This is a genomic window from Pseudoduganella danionis, from assembly GCF_009720775.1.
GTDB classification, from domain to species: Bacteria; Pseudomonadota; Gammaproteobacteria; order Burkholderiales; family Burkholderiaceae_D; genus Rugamonas; species Rugamonas danionis.
Genome location: NZ_WNKW01000001.1, coordinates 35,204 through 52,326, shown reverse-complemented (window position 1 = coordinate 52,326; position 17,123 = coordinate 35,204). Strand labels below are relative to the sequence as shown.

Annotated in this window: 19 protein-coding genes; 7 read left to right on the top strand and 12 right to left on the bottom strand. The window is 62.1% G+C overall.

Features of this window, described 5'->3' with window-relative positions; all coding sequences use genetic code 11:
• Nucleotides 1-12: 12 nt before the first annotated feature.
• Genes holA through leuS form a run of 3 tightly spaced genes read right to left on the bottom strand, consistent with a single transcriptional unit; the run spans nucleotide 13 to nucleotide 4,244 of the window.
• On the bottom strand, nucleotides 13-1,029 hold the full coding sequence (gene holA / locus GM655_RS00275) for a DNA polymerase III subunit delta (RefSeq protein WP_155432662.1): 1,017 nt from the start codon (nucleotides 1,027-1,029) through the stop codon (nucleotides 13-15).
• A gap of 8 nt (nucleotides 1,030-1,037) precedes the next feature.
• Complete coding sequence (locus tag GM655_RS00270; protein ID WP_155432661.1) at nucleotides 1,038-1,589, bottom strand: LPS-assembly lipoprotein LptE; 552 nt, start codon at nucleotides 1,587-1,589, stop codon at nucleotides 1,038-1,040.
• Between the two features lie 12 nt (nucleotides 1,590-1,601).
• Nucleotides 1,602-4,244 carry a leucine--tRNA ligase gene (gene leuS / locus GM655_RS00265; protein ID WP_155432660.1) on the bottom strand — a complete coding sequence of 881 codons (2,643 nt, stop codon included), beginning with the start codon at nucleotides 4,242-4,244 and terminating at the stop codon, nucleotides 1,602-1,604.
• A gap of 140 nt (nucleotides 4,245-4,384) precedes the next feature.
• Between leuS and GM655_RS00260 the strand changes: the two genes are divergently transcribed.
• The 3 genes from GM655_RS00260 to map all read left to right on the top strand — a co-directional run bounded on the left by GM655_RS00260 (nucleotide 4,385) and on the right by map (nucleotide 6,523).
• Nucleotides 4,385-5,176, top strand: coding sequence for a helix-turn-helix transcriptional regulator (locus tag GM655_RS00260; protein ID WP_155432659.1), 792 nt, complete (start codon nucleotides 4,385-4,387; stop codon nucleotides 5,174-5,176).
• Nucleotides 5,177-5,269: 93 nt separating this feature from the next.
• The gene (locus tag GM655_RS00255) at nucleotides 5,270-5,635 is read left to right on the top strand and encodes a VOC family protein (RefSeq protein WP_155432658.1); all 366 of its coding nucleotides are present in this window, start codon (nucleotides 5,270-5,272) and stop codon (nucleotides 5,633-5,635) included.
• 45 nt (nucleotides 5,636-5,680) lie between these two features.
• Nucleotides 5,681-6,523, top strand: a complete 843-nt coding sequence (gene map, locus GM655_RS00250; RefSeq protein WP_155432657.1) for a type I methionyl aminopeptidase — start codon at nucleotides 5,681-5,683, stop codon at nucleotides 6,521-6,523.
• Here map and GM655_RS00245 read toward each other — a convergent pair.
• From GM655_RS00245 to GM655_RS00225, 5 genes are read right to left on the bottom strand one after another with little or no spacing between them, the layout of a single operon-like run.
• A complete protein-coding gene (locus tag GM655_RS00245) occupies nucleotides 6,520-6,846 on the bottom strand; it encodes a barstar family protein (protein WP_155432656.1) in 327 nt (108 codons plus the stop codon). The two genes, map and GM655_RS00245, sit on opposite strands and share 4 nt — an antisense overlap.
• 1 nt (nucleotide 6,847) lies before the next feature.
• On the bottom strand, nucleotides 6,848-7,270 hold the full coding sequence (locus GM655_RS00240; protein WP_155432655.1) for an ExbD/TolR family protein: 423 nt from the start codon (nucleotides 7,268-7,270) through the stop codon (nucleotides 6,848-6,850).
• Between the two features lie 35 nt (nucleotides 7,271-7,305).
• The gene (locus GM655_RS00235) at nucleotides 7,306-7,980 is read right to left on the bottom strand and encodes a MotA/TolQ/ExbB proton channel family protein (protein WP_155432654.1); all 675 of its coding nucleotides are present in this window, start codon (nucleotides 7,978-7,980) and stop codon (nucleotides 7,306-7,308) included.
• Nucleotides 7,977-8,786 (bottom strand): 4-hydroxy-tetrahydrodipicolinate reductase, encoded by an 810-nt coding sequence (gene dapB, locus GM655_RS00230; RefSeq protein WP_155432653.1) that lies wholly within the window; start codon nucleotides 8,784-8,786, stop codon nucleotides 7,977-7,979. Before dapB ends, GM655_RS00235 begins: the two co-directional genes overlap by 4 nt.
• An 11-nt stretch (nucleotides 8,787-8,797) precedes the next feature.
• Nucleotides 8,798-9,349 carry an outer membrane protein assembly factor BamE gene (locus GM655_RS00225; protein WP_155432652.1) on the bottom strand — a complete coding sequence of 184 codons (552 nt, stop codon included), beginning with the start codon at nucleotides 9,347-9,349 and terminating at the stop codon, nucleotides 8,798-8,800.
• A 272-nt stretch (nucleotides 9,350-9,621) separates the two neighbouring features.
• Between GM655_RS00225 and fur the strand changes: the two genes are divergently transcribed.
• On the top strand, nucleotides 9,622-10,050 hold the full coding sequence (gene fur, locus GM655_RS00220) for a ferric iron uptake transcriptional regulator (RefSeq protein ID WP_155432651.1): 429 nt from the start codon (nucleotides 9,622-9,624) through the stop codon (nucleotides 10,048-10,050).
• A gap of 15 nt (nucleotides 10,051-10,065) precedes the next feature.
• Here the strand turns inward: fur and hrcA are convergent, their stop codons facing one another.
• Both hrcA and GM655_RS00210 read right to left on the bottom strand, forming a co-directional pair.
• Nucleotides 10,066-11,082, bottom strand: a complete 1,017-nt coding sequence (gene hrcA / locus GM655_RS00215; protein WP_196308673.1) for a heat-inducible transcriptional repressor HrcA — start codon at nucleotides 11,080-11,082, stop codon at nucleotides 10,066-10,068.
• A gap of 75 nt (nucleotides 11,083-11,157) precedes the next feature.
• A complete protein-coding gene (locus tag GM655_RS00210; RefSeq protein WP_155432649.1) occupies nucleotides 11,158-11,865 on the bottom strand; it encodes an HAD family hydrolase in 708 nt (235 codons plus the stop codon).
• 150 nt (nucleotides 11,866-12,015) lie between these two features.
• Here GM655_RS00210 and GM655_RS00205 point away from each other — a divergent pair, with 150 nt between their 5' ends.
• The 3 genes from GM655_RS00205 (at nucleotide 12,016) to GM655_RS00195 (ending at nucleotide 14,938) form a co-directional block, all read left to right on the top strand.
• Nucleotides 12,016-13,455: a metallophosphoesterase family protein gene (locus tag GM655_RS00205; RefSeq protein ID WP_371866665.1), complete on the top strand. Its 1,440-nt coding sequence runs from the start codon at nucleotides 12,016-12,018 to the stop codon at nucleotides 13,453-13,455.
• A gap of 169 nt (nucleotides 13,456-13,624) precedes the next feature.
• A complete protein-coding gene (locus tag GM655_RS00200) occupies nucleotides 13,625-14,230 on the top strand; it encodes a hypothetical protein (RefSeq protein ID WP_155432647.1) in 606 nt (201 codons plus the stop codon).
• 57 nt (nucleotides 14,231-14,287) lie between these two features.
• On the top strand, nucleotides 14,288-14,938 hold the full coding sequence (locus tag GM655_RS00195; RefSeq protein ID WP_155432646.1) for a hypothetical protein: 651 nt from the start codon (nucleotides 14,288-14,290) through the stop codon (nucleotides 14,936-14,938).
• A gap of 299 nt (nucleotides 14,939-15,237) precedes the next feature.
• On the opposite strand, the gene rsmA is transcribed toward GM655_RS00195, so the two are convergent.
• Complete coding sequence (rsmA, locus tag GM655_RS00190) at nucleotides 15,238-16,005, bottom strand: 16S rRNA (adenine(1518)-N(6)/adenine(1519)-N(6))-dimethyltransferase RsmA (RefSeq protein WP_155432645.1); 768 nt, start codon at nucleotides 16,003-16,005, stop codon at nucleotides 15,238-15,240.
• A 7-nt stretch (nucleotides 16,006-16,012) separates the two neighbouring features.
• Entirely contained in the window at nucleotides 16,013-17,077 is a 1,065-nt protein-coding gene (gene pdxA, locus GM655_RS00185) for a 4-hydroxythreonine-4-phosphate dehydrogenase PdxA (protein ID WP_371866664.1), read from the bottom strand.
• Nucleotides 17,078-17,123: the final 46 nt, after the last annotated feature.

Sequence of the window (17,123 nt, the reverse complement as noted above, 5' to 3'; positions counted from 1 at the left end):
GCTTTCGCTGTGCTAACCGCGCGCGACGTTCAATGCCAGTTGCAGCATCGCATCCCACGCGTCGCCGGCATGCGCTTTGGCGCGCAAGCCTTTGATCATCTTGTCTACCTGCGCTGCGTCCTGCATTGCCGCTTCCAGCGTAGCGAGCGAAATGCGGCGCAATGCCGGCTCCATCATGCGTTCCTTCGGCCCCCAGATGCGGTACTCCTTGAGCAGCGCACCCAGTGGCCGCCCCTGCGCCATGCCCGCCTTGAGCTTGAGCAGCGTGCGGATTTCTTCCGACACCGCCCACAGCACCAGCGGCAATGCTTCGCCTTCACCCTGCAAGCCTTCCAGCATGCGCACCAGCCGCGCCGGATCACCGGCCAGCATCGCTTCACTGAGCTTGAACACGTCGTAACGCGCCACGTTCAGCACAGCATCGTGCACCTGTTCGTAGGTCAGCTTGCCCGGCTCGTGCAGCAGGGCCAGTTTCTGAATTTCCTGATGGGCCGCCAACAGATTGCCTTCCACGCGATCGGCGATGAAATCTATGCTCTGCCGGTCAGCGCTTTGCCCTTGTGCGGCAAGGCGCTGGCCTATCCAATTGGGTAATTGCGTCCGTTCTACCTGCGGGATGTCGATATACACGGCAGCCTGCTGCAGGCTGGCTACCCACGCCGCTTTCTGCGTCTGCCAGTCCAGCTTGGGCAGGGTAATCAGCGTCAGGTTATCGGGACTCAGGTCTTGCACATAACTTTGTAGTGCGGCGCCGCCATCCTTGCCCGGCTTGCCGGTGGGGATGCGCAGCTCGATCAGCTTCTTGTCGCCGAACAGCGAGAGTGCCTGATTGGCCGCCAGCAGTTCGCCCCATTTGAAGCTGCGTTCTACCGTCAGCACGTCGCGCTCGGAATAGCCTTGCGCACGCGCCGTGCGGCGGATCTTGTCCGCCGCTTCCAGCGCCAGCAGATGCTCGTCGCTGGTGATCACATACAGTGGCGCCAGCGCCTTGCTTAAGTGGCCGTCCAGTGCCTCTAGCCGCAGTTGCATGGTGTGCCCTAGCGGCTGGCCGGCACGGAGATCTGTGGCGGCTTGATGGCAGCGATACGGCGCATCATCTGCTGCACCAGATCGGTCTGCATGTCCTTGTACAGCAGGGCTTCTTCCTGCTCTTTCGCCAGCAACTGGGTTTCGTTAAAGTCGATCGGGCGAGTCAGCAGAATCTGCGTCGGCGCCAGCAACTCGTTACCCTGCCGGTCCAGTACCCGGAACACGATGTTGTACGACAGCAGATACTGTCGTACGCGGCCATTGCTGTTCAGCGACAGAATGGTTTTGGTACGGGTCTTTTCCGGATTGGTCAGCACCTCGATCACGCCATCCGCATCTTTGGCGGCAGCCACCACGGTGGTGCCGCCATTGGCGCGGATATTGCGTTTGAGGTCGATCGCCAGTGGCGATGCATCCGGCAGGCCCACATACATCTTCGGGAACGGCAGGGTGTAATGCCCGCCTTCGCCACGCAGGTGGAAGCCGCAGGCCGACAGCGTCAGCAGCAGCGACAGTCCGATCAGCCGGGCCAGCCGGCGCCATGCCAGATTCATCGTCATAGTTATCCCAGCTTAGACCACGATGTTGACCAGTTTGCCCGGTACCACGATCACCTTCTTCGGCGTACCTTCGATGAACTTCTGCACCGCTTCGCTGGCCAGTGCAGCCGCTTCGATGGCCGCCTTGTCGGCGCCTTTCGGTACCACCACACTGCCGCGCAGTTTGCCGTTCACCTGGATCATCATCTCGATTTCCGACTGTTCCAGCGCGGCCGGATCAACTTGCGGCCATGGCGCGTTGAGCAGGTCGCCGAACTTGCCGGCATAGCCCAGTTCCTGCCACAGCACGTGGGTGATGTGCGGCGCGACAGGGTTGAGCAGGCGCAGGAAGATCGACAGGCCTTCGGCGATCAGCGCGTCCGATGCAGCGCTGTCATCGAGCTTGGCCGATTCCAGCGTGTTCAGCATCTTCATGCAGGCCGATACCACGGTGTTGTACTGGATGCGCTTCAGGTCATAGTCAGCCTGTTGCAGCAGCTTGTGCAGCTCGCGGCGCAGGGTTTTCTGCGCGTCGGTTGCCACTGGTGCATCGGCGCCTTGCAGCGCTTTACCGATGCGGCCCGATTGCGCGTAGCCATAGGCCCACACGCGTTTCAGGAAGCGGTTAGCACCTTCCACACCACTGCCCGACCATTCCAGCGTCTGCTCCGGTGGCGAAGCGAACATGGTGAACAGACGTGCCGTATCGGCGCCGTACTGTTCGATCTGGGCGGCAGGGTCGATACCGTTGTTCTTCGACTTGGACATCTTCTCGGTGCCACCGATCTGCACCGGCTGGCCGTCGGCTTTCGCCACGGCGCCTTGCGGACGGCCTTTGTCGTCCAGCGTCAGATCCACGTCGGCCGGATTGAACCAGACCTTCTTGCCGGCGGCATCTTCACGGTAGTAGGTTTCGTTCAGCACCATACCCTGCGTCAGCAGGTTGACGAACGGCTCGTCGAACTTGACCAGACCCAGATCGCGCATGATCTTGGTCCAGAAGCGTGCGTACAGCAGGTGCATCACGGCGTGTTCGATACCGCCGATGTACTGGTCCATCGGCATCCAGTAATCATTGCGTGCATCGACCATGGCCTCATTCGAGCCGGGCGAGGTATAGCGCATGTAGTACCACGACGAATCGACGAAGGTATCCATGGTGTCGGTTTCGCGACGTGCTGGCTTGCCGCATTTCGGGCAGTCGCATTTCAGGAAAGCTTCGTGCTTGTTCAGCGGGTTGCCCGTACCATCCGGTACGCAGTCTTCCGGCAGTACCACTGGCAGATCTTTTTCCGGTACCGGCACGGTGCCGCAATCGGCGCAATGGATCATCGGAATCGGCGTGCCCCAGTAACGCTGGCGCGATACGCCCCAGTCGCGCAGACGGAAGGTGATTTTCTTCTCGCCCAGACCTTTGGCGACCATGTCGGCAGCCACGGCATCGACTGCGGCAGCGTAGTTCAGGCCATCGTACTTACCGGAGTTGGTGACGATCGAAACTTCTTTGTCGCCATACCATTCCTGCCATGCTTCGGTGGAGAATTCCTTGCCTTCGGCCTTGATCACCTGCTTGATAGGCAGATTGTACTTTTTGGCGAAAGCGAAATCGCGCTCGTCGTGCGCAGGCACGCCCATCACGGCGCCATCGCCGTAGGTGATCAGCACGTAGTTACCAACCCAGACTTCTACCTGTTCGCCCGTCAGCGGATGGGTCACGAACAGGCCGGTCGGCATACCTTTCTTTTCCATGGTGGCCATGTCGGCCTCGATCACGGAACCCAGTTTGCACTCGGCGTTGAAGGCAGCCAGCGCAGGATTGGTCTTGGCAGCGTGGATCGCCAGCGGGTGCTCGGCTGCCACGGCGCAGAAGGTCACGCCCATGACCGTATCCGGACGGGTGGTGAACACATACATCTTGCCGTCGCCGATCAGCGCGCCCGTTTCATCCTTGATCTCGTGCGGGAAAGCGAAACGCACACCGGTCGATTTGCCGATCCAGTTGGTCTGCATGGTGCGCACGCGTTCCGGCCAGCCCGGCAGCTTGTCGTCCACATAGGACAGCAGCTCATCGGCGTAGTCGGTGATGCGGGCGTAGTACATCGGGATTTCGCGCTTTTCGATCAGCGCGCCGGAACGCCAGCCGCGGCCATCGACCACCTGCTCGTTGGCCAGCACGGTCTGATCGATCGGGTCCCAGTTCACGGTACCGGTTTTTTTGTAGATGATGCCTTTTTCCAGCATCTTCAGGAACATCCATTGGTTCCATTTGTAATATTCGGGTTTGCAGGCCGTCATTTCGCGCGACCAGTCGATCGCCAGACCCATGGACTCCATCTGCTCGCGCATGTGGGCGATGTTGGAGTAGGTCCACTGCGCTGGCGGCACGTTGTTGGCCATCGCTGCATTCTCGGCAGGCATACCGAAAGCATCCCAGCCCATAGGCATCAGCACGTTGTAGCCGTTCATGCGCAGATAGCGGTACATCACATCGTTGATGGTGTAGTTACGCACGTGGCCCATATGCAGCTTGCCCGATGGGTAAGGCAGCATCGAGCAGGCATAGTATTTACCCTTGGGGAAGCGCGGGTCATTTTCGACGGCTTTATAGGCGTCGATGGCTTTCCAGTGCGATTGTGCGGCTTTTTCTACGTCAGCGGGACTGTATTTATCTTGCATGATGGTCAACGGCCAGAATTGTCTAAGAACCCAACATTATACCGTCCCCCGCCCCTCCTGCGCGGCTTGGGCACAGTGGAACGCAGTATCCGGCTGCCTAGCGCCCCCTCGTTGCCCGTCTGGCGTGGCATACTGGCCCCATGTACTACCGTGAATACCCCCCTCAGCCGGCACTGGCCGCCTACGTGGACTGCCTGTGGGCAGCGCAGGCGCCTGCCCACGCCAGCCAGCATCGGGTATTGCCGGACAACTGCGTGGACATCCTGTGGCAGGACGCCGGCCAGTCCGGCCGCACGCCCCACAGCGCCTTTGTGGTCGGCATGATGAGCAGCCCGATACTGGCGGCCGGCAGCGATGCGCGCCGCACGCTGGCCGTACGTTTCAAGGCCGGGGCGGCAGGGCTATTCCTGCGCGCGCCCCTGCAGGAACTGAACGACCAGCGGGCCGAGATTGATCTACTTTGGGGTGACAGCGACGCAAGCCGTCTGGCCGATGCCCTGTGGGAGCGCGAGCGGCCGGAGCGCCAGCGCCTCGCCCTGATCGAAGCCTATCTGCTGCAGCGCCTGTGCGCCGCACAGGCCGCGCCCAAGGCTGCCGTGCTGGCCGAGCAACATGCGGCTGGCCTGATCGGCTATGCGCTGGCCGCGCTGGAACATAGCGACGGCAGCTTGCGCATCGAAGATCTGGCGGCACGGCTGGGCGTCTCGCGCCAGCATCTGGCCACCCTGTTCCGTCAGCGTGTGGGCCTGACGCCCAAGCTGTATGCGCGCATCTGCCGCTTCCGCCGCGCCACGGCAACCCTGCGCCAGACCAGCGCGCCCGACTGGAGCGAACTAGCGCTGGTCTGCGGCTATTTCGACCAGTCCCACCTGATCCACGACTTCCAGCAGTTTGCCGGCGCGGCCCCGCAGCGCTTCCTGCTCAACGCCTGAAGCGGCCGCCGGCCATCCCGCTTTCCATTTTTCCAATCGCGCACACTGCACTTGTGCCAAGATGGCGTTTTCGACATCTCACGGGAGTACAGCATGATCAAAGGACTACGCACGGCCGCTTATCCGGTCGCCGATCTGGCCGCCGCCAAAGCATGGTATGAAAGCGTATTCGGCGTAGCGCCCTACTTCGACCAGCCGTTTTATGTGGGCTTTTCCATCGGCGGCTTCGAACTGGGCCTGATCCCGGACGGCACGCCGGGCACCGGCGGCAGCATGGTCTACTGGGGCGTGGACGATATCGATGCGGAAGTAGCGCGCATCGTGGCACTGGGCGCGGCCATCCATGGCCCGATTCAGGACGTGGGCGGCGACATCCGCACGGTGGAACTGGCTGATCCGTTCGGCAATCTGCTTTGCCTGATCGACAACCCGCATTTTGATCCGTCAGCGGTGCGCTAAGGCTTGTGGCAGAATATCGGCCTTATCTGAAAAAGAAGGCCCCTCATGTCCCGCCGTAGCCCCACCAACCACCACAAGACGCCAGAACAGATCGCCCAGGCCCGCGTGGCCGCCCAACTGGCGGCCGATGTGCTGACCATGATAGGCCCGCATATCCGCGCTGGTGTCAGTACGGCTTATCTGGACCGTCTGTGCAACGAGTACATCGTCAATGTGCAGCAGGCGATACCGGCCAACGTGGGCTATGGCGGCTTCCCGGCCACCGTGTGCAGCTCGGTCAACCATGTGGTGTGCCACGGCATTCCGTCGGAAATCCAGATACTGAAAGATGGCGACATCATCAACATCGATGTGGCCGTCATCAAGGATGGCTGGTTCGGCGACACCAGCCGCATGTACTACGTGGGCGAACCGTCCAAGGCCGCGCGCAAGCTGGTGGAAACCACCTATGCCGCCATGTGGGCCGGCATCCGTGCCGTCAAACCACGTGCTACCTTGGGCGATGTGGGCTTCGCGATCCAGACCATAGCCGAGAAAGCCGGCTACAGCGTGGTGCTCGACTACTGCGGCCACGGCATCGGCACCATCTATCACGATGATCCGCAGGTGGCGCACTACGGCCGCCCCGGTCAGGGCGTGGTGCTCAAGCCGGGCATGCTGTTCACCATCGAACCGATGATCAACGCGGGCAAGGCGCCCACGCGCGAACTGGCTGATGGCTGGACGGTGGAGACGCGCGACAAATCGCTGTCGGCGCAGTGGGAGCATATGGTGCTGGTGACGGAAACCGGTTACGAGGTGCTGACGCTGGCACCGGGCGAAACGGGCGCCAAGGCGCAGATTCCGAATGCCGTGCCGGCACCCGCAGCAGCCAGCCCTGCAGCTTAACGCAGGGTCAGTTTCAGGGCCGGCTTCTCGCCGTAGTCTTCGTAGCGCTCGTTGATGCCGGCCACGCAGTAAGTCACTTCTTCCAGAATATCGGGCACGGCGGCCTGCATGGCAGCGCCGTCCTTGATAACGATTTCCAGCACCTCGTTCGGCTTCAGACGGAACTTGCTCATGCTGTCGTCATCGCGCAGATAGCTCAGGCAGTCCACCCACGCATCCATGCTATTGCCATAGGTGTCGGGGAAACCCAGCGCAGCCTTGCAGGCAGCGTGGAAGCTGGCGAAATCGGTGATCGCAGCACCATTCAGTTCGGCGGTAGCCATATTATTTCTCTTTCTTGGGGGCGGTAACAAAGCCCAGTTTGGTTAAGCCCTGCTGCTGCGCGGCGGCCATCACCTGCGCCACCACTTCGTAGCGCGTATTCTTATCGGCGCGTAGCTGCAGTTCCGGTTGCGGCGACAGCGTCGCGGCCTGTTCCAGCCGCGTATCCAGTGCCGCACTATCCACCGGATCGTTGTTCCAGTAAATCTGTCCTGCACCATCGATGGCCAGCAGCACGGTGGCGGCCTGCTGGCTGCTGGCGCCCGCATCGGCGCTCGGCAGCTCCAACTTGACGGCATTGCTCAGCATGGGCGCGCTCAGGATAAAGATCACCAGCAGCACCAGCATCACATCCACCATGGGCGTGACGTTGATGTCGGCCATGGGGCCGGGATTGCGGTGGTGATTGAATGTGCCGAAGCTCATGCCGTGCTCCTCGTGAGGTCTGTTGCTTGCTGCGCTTACTCGGGGCTGCGCGTCAGATAGGCTTGCAGGTCGTAGGCAAAGGCATCGAGTTCGGCCAGCGTGAGGCGGTTGACGCGGTTGAAACCGTTATACGCCAGTACGGCAGGTATCGCCACCGTCAGGCCTATGGCCGTCATGATCAGCGCTTCGCCCACGGGGCCAGCCACTTTGTCGATCTGCACCGTGCCGTGTGCCGACACATTGGCCAGCGCATGGTAGATGCCCCACACGGTGCCGAGCAGGCCGACGAATGGCGCGGTGGCACCGATAGACGCCAGCACCGTCAGGCCGCTTTCCAGTTTGTTGGTAGCGCGCTGGATCGCATCGCGCAGCACGCGCGTGCTCTGCGCGGCCGGTGCCAGTTCGGCGCTCAGCGAACGGCTGCCCGTCTGGGCGGCCTGCTGCAAGGCGGCGCCCTGCTGCGCCAGCGGCGCGTAGATCTGTTCGGGATCGGCAGCATTCAGCGCAGCCACGCCATCACTGAGCGTGGGCGCCTGCCAGAACTGCTGTACGGCTGGCGCGCTGCGGCGGATACGCCACGCGGCCAGCGTTTTGGAAAGAATGAAAAACCAGCTCACCAGCGACATCGCCAGCAACACCAGCGCCACAACGTGGCTGATGGCGTCGCCCTGTTCCCAGTAACTGGTCAGGGTGAATTGGTTGGGCATCATCCGTTCAGCGCCAGCACGTCGTACATGTCATACAGACCGGTGCTCTTGTCCGCCAGGAAGCGGCAGGCGCGCAGCGAACCATGCGCGTAAGTCACGCGGCTGCTGGATTTGTGGCTGATTTCGATGCGCTCACCGATACCGGCGAACAGCACGGTGTGGTCGCCCACGATGTCGCCGCCACGGATGGTAGCGAAGCCGATCGAGGATGGATCACGCTCGCCCGTCACGCCTTCGCGCGCGTACACGGCGCAGTCTTTCAGGTCGCGGCCCAGCGCATCGGCCAGCACTTCGCCCATTTTCAGCGCCGTGCCCGAAGGCGCGTCGACCTTGTGGCGATGGTGCGCTTCGATCACTTCGATGTCGTAGCCTACCGACAGTGCCTTGGCAGCTTGCTCGAGCAGCTTGAGCGTCACGTTCACGCCCACGCTGAAGTTAGGCGAGAACACGATGGCGGTTTTCTTGGCCGCCTCGGCAATCGCTGCCTTGCCCGCTTCGTCGAAGCCGGTGGTGCCGATCACCATCTTGATGCCATGCTCGGCGCAATAAGCCAGATGTTCGAGCGTGCCTTCCGGACGGGTGAAGTCGATCAGGTACTGCGCACCGGCCAGACCCTGCGCCAGTTCGGCCGCCACGGCCACACCGGCCGGCTGGCCGAGGAAGGCTGCCGCATCGCTGCCGATATTGCTGCCGCCGGCACGATCGAGCGCACCGGCCAGACGCGCATCGGGCGCAGCCAGCACGGCTTCGATCAGGATACGGCCCATGCGGCCACCAGCGCCAGCAATGGCGATATTCATGTCACTCATGTATTCCTCTGTTATTTGTCGCTCGCCTTGATTTGCGGCGCCGGGCCGGCAATACGGGCGATGTATTCTTTTTCCGTTGGCAGATTGCCGCCTTCCCAGCGTTCCACGCGGCCGTCTTTTCCGAAGAACACGATCACGCGGCTGGTGGTCAGCTCGCCGTTACCCTTGGCCATGCGGAACGGGTAGTCCCAGCGATTGCCATGGAAAGGATCTTCCAGCAGCGAGCTGCCGAAGATGAAACGCACCTGATCGCGCGTCATGCCCACCTTGAGCTGGGCCAGCATTTCTTCCGATACGAAGTTACCTTGCTGAATATCTGGACGGTACGGCGAGAAGAACCACATGAACTTCTGCAACTGGGTGATGGTCGTGGTCTGCGCGCCCTTGCTCGCATCCAGCGTGGTACCGGTTTCTTTCACTTCCGTGGATTTCTCGCCCAGCGTGGTCTTGGTGGCGCAGCCGGTGCTAGACAATGCCAGCGCGAAGACGGCTGCTGCCAGCACAGGCAGGCGGCGTGGGGTGGACTGCAACTTGGTCGGCTTTGGTGCCTGGGTGACGCGCATGTTTATCCTCAATCGGTTCGAGCGGAAGTGCCGAAAAACGCTATATCATAATGCACATGATGCACGATGGGGCTAGCCGGGCACAGTTTGCGCAGGCATTATCCACCAATTCCGGCAGTATGTCCTTGTTTTATATAACTAAAATGTAAAACATTGCAAATTGCCGCGCAGCGCGGCCTACGCGCCGCAGCATCGTTGCTGCGGCCAGCGCCGGAGTACGTTAAACTGTCGCCTCACCAGCACTGAATAACACCACTGTAAGAGTCGCCACCATGGGTAACAATCCTAACGATCTGAAGGCCAGCGGCCTGAAAGCCACGCTGCCACGTCTGAAAATTCTGGATATTTTCCAGAACAGCGATGTGCGCCATCTGACCGCCGAGGATGTGTACAAAATCTTACTGGCAGACAACATGGATGTGGGCCTGGCCACCGTTTATCGCGTACTGACCCAGTTCGAACAGGCTGGCTTGCTTCATCGCAATCATTTCGAGACGGGCAAAGCCATCTTCGAACTCAATCAGGGTTCGCACCACGACCATCTGGTCTGCCTCGATTGCGGCCGCGTGGAAGAATTCTTTGACGAAGAGATCGAAGTGCGCCAGCAGGTCATCGCGCAGGAGCGCGGCTTCAAGATCGCCGAACATGCGCTGGCCATCTACGGCAACTGCACCAAGACGGCCTGCCCGCACCGCCAGTAAGGCTGCGCTGGCAGCTTACTGCTGGCTCAGCGCATTCGACAGCAGCTTGGCCGTAATATCCACTATCGGGATCACCCGCTCGTAAGCCATACGGGTGGGACCGATCACGCCCAGCGTACCGACGATCTTGCCATGCGCCGTGTACGGCGCCGTCACCACGCTCATTTCATCCATCGGCACGAGACTCGATTCGCCGCCGATGTAGATCTGCACGCCATTGGCCTTGCTCGATACATCGAGCAACTGCATCAGGCCCGTCTTCTGCTCGAACATATCGAACATCTGGCGCAGCGAACTCATATTCGAGGACAGGTCGCTGACCGACAGCAGATTGCGCTCGCCGGCGATTACCATGTCTTCCGAATCGTCAGCCATGGCTTCGCTGCCCGCCTCCACGGCGGCCTGCATCAGCCGGCCCATATCGTCGCGCAACTGCCGGACTTCGCTCTGCAGGCGGCGCTGCACTTCGTCGAACGCCAGCCCGCCGTAATTCTGGTTGATATAGTTGGCCGACTGCACCAGCTGGGCCGGGCTGTAATCGACATCCGTCAGCAGCAGACGGTTCTGCACATCGCCACCGGGCGCTACGATCACCAGCAGGATGCGCTTCTCGCCCAGGCGCAGGAATTCGATATGCTGGAACACGGATTCGCGCCGCGGCGACAGCACCACGCCGGCAAACTGCGACAGCGAAGACAGCATCTGCGCTGCGTTATTGATCATCTTCTGCGGCTGCGGCGCCTGCAAACGCATACGCCCTTCCACCGCCTGCTCGTCCAGATGCTGCACCGTCAGCAGGGTATCGACAAAAATCCGGTAGCCACGCGGCGTGGGCACGCGGCCGGCCGACGTGTGGGGACTGGCCACATAGCCGAGTTCTTCCAGATCGGCCATCACATTGCGGATGGTGGCGGGCGACAGATCCAGCCCGGAAATCTTGGACAGAGCGCGCGAACCGACCGGCTGGCCGTCCGCGATATAGCGCTCCACCAGAGCTTTAAGCAAAGTTTGCGCGCGGGGTTCGAGTTGCATGATCAGTGGTTCAGTTAAAGCTACTTACTTCCTATTATGCACCGATGGCAGGCCACCGTGCTATGCAGCGTGGCATCAATGCTGCATCTGCGCCTCTAGCCAGTGACGCAAATCATGCAGATCGTGGCAGATCGCGTCCGGTTCCACCCCCGCCAGTTCCGCATGCTTGACATCGCTGCGGCGCATCCACACGGCGCGCAGGCCGGCCTGCTGGGCGCCCTGCACATCGAGCCGCAGGTCGTCACCCACGTACACGGCATGCTCGGGCGCCACGCCCATGGCCGCACAAGCCGCATGGAAAATGGCCGGATCGGGCTTGGCCAGACCGAAACGGCTGGCAGCCAGATTCACCTTGAAATGGTGCTGCAGGCCTATCACTGCAAGATCGGCATTGCCATTCGTGACCACGCCCAGCGGCAGCAGGCTCTGTAGCCGGGCCAGCCCCGGCGCCACATCGGCATACGGCGTGACGGCATTGCGGCACTGGGCAAAGTGCGCCATGGCGCCATCCAGATGGCTATGGTCGGCGCCAATCTCATGCAGCGCCTGCGCGAGCGCCACGCGGCGCAGGTTGTAGAGGTCGACAATGAGCTCGGGCTGGCGTTCCAGCAAGGCCATGCGCTGGCTGCGCAGTTCGGCAACGCTGTAGCGCTCGGTCAGCGCGGGCACGCGCTGGCTCAGCCAGTCATGCCAGCTCTGCTCGGCGCTGGCGATTACGGGCGCGATAGGCCAGAGCGTATCGTCAAGGTCAAACAGCAGGGCGTGCGGGCGGCGCTTCATCATCACTGAGGCAGTATGCAAAACGCTTATTGTCGCACCAATCGGCAGCAGCAGGGGCTGCCGGGGCTGGGGCGCGCGCGCAGGCAACGGTACAGCCTGAACCGGACCGGCACGGAGCGTGGTAAATTAACAGATTGCCTATGTGGAGTAACCGTGTTGCCGCTGCCCCGACTCTCCTTATCCCTGTCGCGTCTCACCATCCCCGTGCCTGCCGCGTTGTTGTCTGCCTTGCTGGGCGGCTGCGCTGCGCTGGCCCCTGCGCCTGCGCCGGAATTCAGCTCCTATGTGGTGCTCGGCGAAAACGGCCGTGCCGTGGCGCGCGTGCTCATCGATGCGCCGGCCTGCCCGCCGCTGCAGATCGACCAGCACAGCGTAGCCATGAGTGTGCGCTCGCGCCCCGCCAGCCTGCCGCTGCGCCCCACCGTATCGCCCATAGCTGACTCGAAACCATCCGTCTTCCCCATGCTGACCTGCGAGGCCGAGCTGCCGGCCAGCGCCAGTTATACCAGCGCCAGCGTGCTGGGCCGCCAACTGCCGCGCCCTGCTGCGGCGCCCCAGCGCATCGTGGTACTGGGCGACACGGGCTGCCGGCTGGCCGACCATGCCCAAAGCTATCAGGCTTGCAATGATCAGGATGCCTATCCGTTTGCCCGCATTGCCGCTGCCGCTGCCGCATGGAAGCCTGATCTGGTGATCCACGTGGGCGACTACCACTACCGTGAAAACGCCTGCCCGGCGGGCAATGCCGGCTGCGCGGGCAGCCCGTGGGGCTATGGCTGGGATGCCTGGCAGGCCGATTTCTTCACGCCCGGCGCGGCGCTGCTGCAGGCGGCGCCATGGATCATGGCTCGCGGCAACCATGAAAACTGCGCGCGCGCAGGCCAGGGTTACTGGCGCTGGCTCGATCCGCGCCCTCTGCTGCCGCAGCGCGATTGTGACGATCCGGCCAACGACAAGCTGGGCAACTACAGCGCCCCTTACGCCGTGCCGATCGGGCAGGACACCCAGTTACTGGTGATCGATAGCGCCAGCACTAGCTGGCGTGGCTTCAAACCGGGCGATACGGGCTGGGACATGTACCGCGACAGCTACCGCCGGCTGGCCGAACTGGCCGCGCAAGCGCCCCGTAATCTGGGCATCGTGCATCACCCGATGCTGGCCATGGGCGCCGACCGCAAGGGCGACGGCCCTATCCAGTTGCTCAAGGGCGATGCCGGCCTGCTGCAAAGCTTCGGATCGCTGAACCCGCTTTACCTGCCCGAAAATATCCAGACCATGCTGTCCGGCCATGTACATCTGTGGGAGCAAATGAGCTTTTCCAGCCCCCACCCCAGCCAGTTCGTGTCCGGTTTTTCCGGCACGGCGGAAGATATCGTGCCCTTGCCCGTACAACTGCCGCAAGGCGTGACGCCCGCACCGGGTGCGGTGGTGGAAGCCTACAGCCACTGGATAGACGGCTTCGGCTTCATGACCATGGAGCGGCAAGGGCCGGACCAGTGGCTGGTGCTGATCCACGACCTGCACGGGCAGGTCCGCAACCGCTGCCAGATCAACGGCCGCCATTCACGCTGCGAGCACGATCAGGTGAAATAGCCCGCGCTGCGGGCAGGTGCCGCGACGGCAGGCCCGCCAGTGTCACAGGCTGTTACATCGGCAAGTGCGCCGGGTGTTACCAAATGCACTAAAATACGGGCGATTCCGTGTAAGATGCCCCGGCTGCGCCAAGCGGGCGCCCGCCCCCTTTTGTTTTGGAGAAGAGTTTATGAAAAGTTTGTATCAGCGTGCTGGCCTGACCCTGCTGTGCGGCGCGATCCTCGCAGGCTGCGGCGGCGGTGGCGGCAGCATGGCCCTGAGTGGCACCATCACCGGCCTGTACAAACCCGATCTGGTCCTGATCAACGCCAAAAATGGTGAAACCCTGCCGATTACCTCGGGCCAGGTCAGCTTCGTCTTCACCAAACTGGTCAAACCGGACGAAGACTTCGATATCGAAATCCAGAACCAGCCTACCGGTGCCAAGTGCAAAGCACTGGACAACACCAACATCGGCAAAGCCAGCGTCTACACCGCGTATTCGATCCGCTTCCAATGCACCACCAACCCGTATTCGCTGGGCGGCACCGTCACCGGGCTCGATACCAAGGGCCTGGTGCTGACCAACGGTTCCGACACCGTCAGCATATTGCCACCAACCACGCCGGGTGCAGCCGTCAGCTTCACCTTCCCCGCGCTGGTGGCGGACGGCTCGCCTTACGGCGTCGCCATTCTGACCCAGCCCAAGGAAACCACCAAGGTCTGCAGCCTCAGCAACAACGTCGGCACCATGCCTTCGGGTAACTACAACGGCATCGTCGTTACCTGCCAATAATACGGGCCCGGCCGCCAGCATGGCGGCCGCCCTTTCCTGAATGATCTGGAGCACTACATGAACATCAAATTTATGGGCGCCGCTGCGGCGCTGGTACTGGGCGCGGCACTGGCTGGCTGCGGTGGCAAACAGCAATTCGCCGTACAGGGCACGATCACGGGCCTGAACAATGCCGGTCTGGTACTGGCCAATGGCAGCGACACCCTGCCCGTGCCGGCCGGAGCGCTGACCTTTACCATGCCCAAGCAGATCGATTACGGCGCCAGCTTCAACGTGGTCGTCCAGACCCAGCCTGCGCACCAGACCTGCACCCCGACCACGGCCACCTCGTCCGGTTCGGCCGGCCACACGCTGGTCATCAACGCGCTGATTACCTGCGTCCAGAATAGCTACGCACTGGGCGGCAAGTTCTCCGGCCTGTACGCCAACAACGACGCCACCGCCACCACGGCCGCCACGCCGCGCACCGTAGTGCTGCTGAACGGCAGTACCGGTGGCCAGTTGTCCGTTTCCAGCGCCATGGCCGATACCAACACTCCGGGCGCAGGCTTCTTCAACTTTGCGGCCGCCGTTAAATTCGGCGATGCCTACGGCGTGACGATTCTGTCCCAGCCTAGCGACGTTAGTTGCACGCTGACCAATGGCAGCGGCATCATGCCGGAATCCAACGTCAGCAATATCGTGCTGACCTGTGTACCGAAAACCTGATCGCCAGCACGCAAGACGAGGAGAGCGGCGCGTGGCGGGCAAGCCAACCATCAATATTCACAATATGAATAATTGATATGCGAAAAATAAACTTGCCTTATATGACGCGTCGCAGCATACTAGCCCTGTCTCCTCCACTTCTTGCAAAGGAATTGGATTTAGCCCGCTCACTGTAGCGGGCTTTTTTTTTGGCTGTGCCGCCTGCCCACCGGGCTGCGTAGGCAAAAAAAACCGCCAGCGCTGCCGCTGGCAGCCTGACGGTTGCTGACTGGCCCCATGCGGGGCCGCACTGCCCAGACCTAGGCCAGATTGGCCAGTGCCACGTACTGTTCCAGACTGATGGTCTCGGGGCGCACGGTCGGATCGATGCCCGCTTCGATGATCTGCGCTTCCGTGAACATGCCGGCCAGACAGTTACGGATCACTTTGCGGCGCTGCGAAAACGCTTTTTGCACCACGGCTTCCAGACGGGCACCATCGCAGGCCAGCGGCTGCGCCAGCGGGATCATGCGCACGATGGCCGAATCGACTTTGGGCGGCGGATCGAAGGCATCCGGCGGCACCACGAACAGCAGCGTCATGTCGTAGCGCCATTGCAGCATCACGGACAAGCGGCCATACACCTTGCTGCCCGGCTCGGCCACCATGCGCTCCACCACTTCTTTCTGCAGCATGAAATGCTGGTCCTTCACCTGGGGCGCGAACGTCGCCAGATGGAATAGCAGCGGGCTGGAGATGTTGTAGGGCAGATTGCCGACGATGCGCAGCTTCTGACCTTCCGGCACGGGCAGGCTGCCGAAATCGAACTTCAGCGCGTCGCCCGCGTGCACGGTGAGCTTTTCCGGACGATAGCGCTGCTGCAGACGCGCCACCAGATCGCGGTCCAGTTCCACCACATGCATGTGCGGCAGGCTGCGCGTCAGTTGGTCTGTCATGGCGCCCAGACCGGGGCCGATTTCGACCATGGTGTCGCCGGCGGCCGGTGCGATAGAGTCGGTAATGCGGTCCAGAACGTGCTGATCGTGCAGGAAGTTCTGGCCAAAGCGTTTGCGGGCAACGTGTTTCATGATGTTCTTATAAAGTTTGTGAGGCAGCGACCATAGACAGTGCGCTATCGATCGCGGCCAGCATACTACCACTGTCGGCCCGGCCCAGACCCTGTGCGGCCAGATCGAGCGCCGTGCCATGGTCGACCGAAGTACGGATAAACGGCAGCCCCAGCGTGATATTCACGCCACGCCCAAAGGTAGCGTACTTCAGCACGGGCAGGCCCTGATCGTGGTACATGGCCAGCACGCAGTCGGCGTCCTGCAGATACTTGGGCTGGAACACGGTATCGGCCGGATACGGACCGCGCGCATCGATGCCGGCTGCCTGCGCGGCGGCCAGCGCGGGCTGGATCACATCGATTTCTTCGCGTCCCAGATAACCGTTTTCGCCGGCATGGGGGTTCAGGCCGCACACCAGTATGCGCGGTGCAGCGAGGCCGAATTTGTGCTTCAGATCCTGATCGATGATGCTCAGGGTACGCAGCAGGCCCTCCACGCTGAGCGCTGCCGATACCTGCTGCAAAGGCAGGTGGGTAGTGGCCAGCGCCACCCGCAGCGGGGCCGCGCCTGTAACGCTGCCGGCCGGTTCGCCGGCCAGCATCATCACCACCTGTTCGGTGCCGCTATGCTGGGCCAGATATTCGGTGTGGCCGGTAAAAGCGATACCGGCATCGTTGATGGTGGATTTCTGCAGCGGTGCCGTCACCATGGCGCCGAACCAGCCCGCCTTCAGGCCTTCCAGCGCCAGATCCAGCGTGGCCAGTACACTGCGGCCATTCAGGTGATCGAGCTGACCGGCCTTCACATGGGCTGCCAGCGGCACATCGATGGCAATCAGCCGGTCCGGCCCGAAGTGGGGCAGACCGGCATTGCGCACCGCCTGCGAGGACAGTGCCGAGACCCGGATGGCCGGATCGATATCGGCGGCCAGCATGGCCAGATAGGCCGCATCGCCCAGCAGCACGCAGTTGGCCTGATGGCGGCGCTCCCAGGCGGCACGGATGGCGATTTCCGGGCCGATGCCGGCCGGTTCGCCGACCGTCAGGGCCAGCACGGGCCGGCGTCCCGCAGATTGATTGCTAGCGCCCACGGGCGACCCTTTCCTGCTGATGCGATTATTCAAAGGCTGCCCCGTC

Excerpts from the sequence above, each read along its gene's own strand:
- holA (WP_155432662.1), bottom strand. The coding sequence starts at position 1,029 with ATGCAACTGCGGCTAGAGGCACTGGACGGCCACTTAAGCAAGGCGCTG.
- GM655_RS00270 (WP_155432661.1), bottom strand. The coding sequence starts at position 1,589 with ATGACGATGAATCTGGCATGGCGCCGGCTGGCCCGGCTGATCGGACTG.
- leuS (WP_155432660.1), bottom strand. The coding sequence starts at position 4,244 with ATGCAAGATAAATACAGTCCCGCTGACGTAGAAAAAGCCGCACAATCG.
- GM655_RS00260 (WP_155432659.1), top strand. The coding sequence starts at position 4,385 with ATGTACTACCGTGAATACCCCCCTCAGCCGGCACTGGCCGCCTACGTG.
- GM655_RS00255 (WP_155432658.1), top strand. The coding sequence starts at position 5,270 with ATGATCAAAGGACTACGCACGGCCGCTTATCCGGTCGCCGATCTGGCC.
- map (WP_155432657.1), top strand. The coding sequence starts at position 5,681 with ATGTCCCGCCGTAGCCCCACCAACCACCACAAGACGCCAGAACAGATC.
- GM655_RS00245 (WP_155432656.1), bottom strand. The coding sequence starts at position 6,846 with ATGGCTACCGCCGAACTGAATGGTGCTGCGATCACCGATTTCGCCAGC.
- GM655_RS00240 (WP_155432655.1), bottom strand. The coding sequence starts at position 7,270 with ATGAGCTTCGGCACATTCAATCACCACCGCAATCCCGGCCCCATGGCC.
- GM655_RS00235 (WP_155432654.1), bottom strand. The coding sequence starts at position 7,980 with ATGATGCCCAACCAATTCACCCTGACCAGTTACTGGGAACAGGGCGAC.
- dapB (WP_155432653.1), bottom strand. The coding sequence starts at position 8,786 with ATGAGTGACATGAATATCGCCATTGCTGGCGCTGGTGGCCGCATGGGC.
- GM655_RS00225 (WP_155432652.1), bottom strand. The coding sequence starts at position 9,349 with ATGCGCGTCACCCAGGCACCAAAGCCGACCAAGTTGCAGTCCACCCCA.
- fur (WP_155432651.1), top strand. The coding sequence starts at position 9,622 with ATGGGTAACAATCCTAACGATCTGAAGGCCAGCGGCCTGAAAGCCACG.
- hrcA (WP_196308673.1), bottom strand. The coding sequence starts at position 11,082 with ATGCAACTCGAACCCCGCGCGCAAACTTTGCTTAAAGCTCTGGTGGAG.
- GM655_RS00210 (WP_155432649.1), bottom strand. The coding sequence starts at position 11,865 with ATGATGAAGCGCCGCCCGCACGCCCTGCTGTTTGACCTTGACGATACG.
- GM655_RS00200 (WP_155432647.1), top strand. The coding sequence starts at position 13,625 with ATGAAAAGTTTGTATCAGCGTGCTGGCCTGACCCTGCTGTGCGGCGCG.
- GM655_RS00195 (WP_155432646.1), top strand. The coding sequence starts at position 14,288 with ATGAACATCAAATTTATGGGCGCCGCTGCGGCGCTGGTACTGGGCGCG.
- rsmA (WP_155432645.1), bottom strand. The coding sequence starts at position 16,005 with ATGAAACACGTTGCCCGCAAACGCTTTGGCCAGAACTTCCTGCACGAT.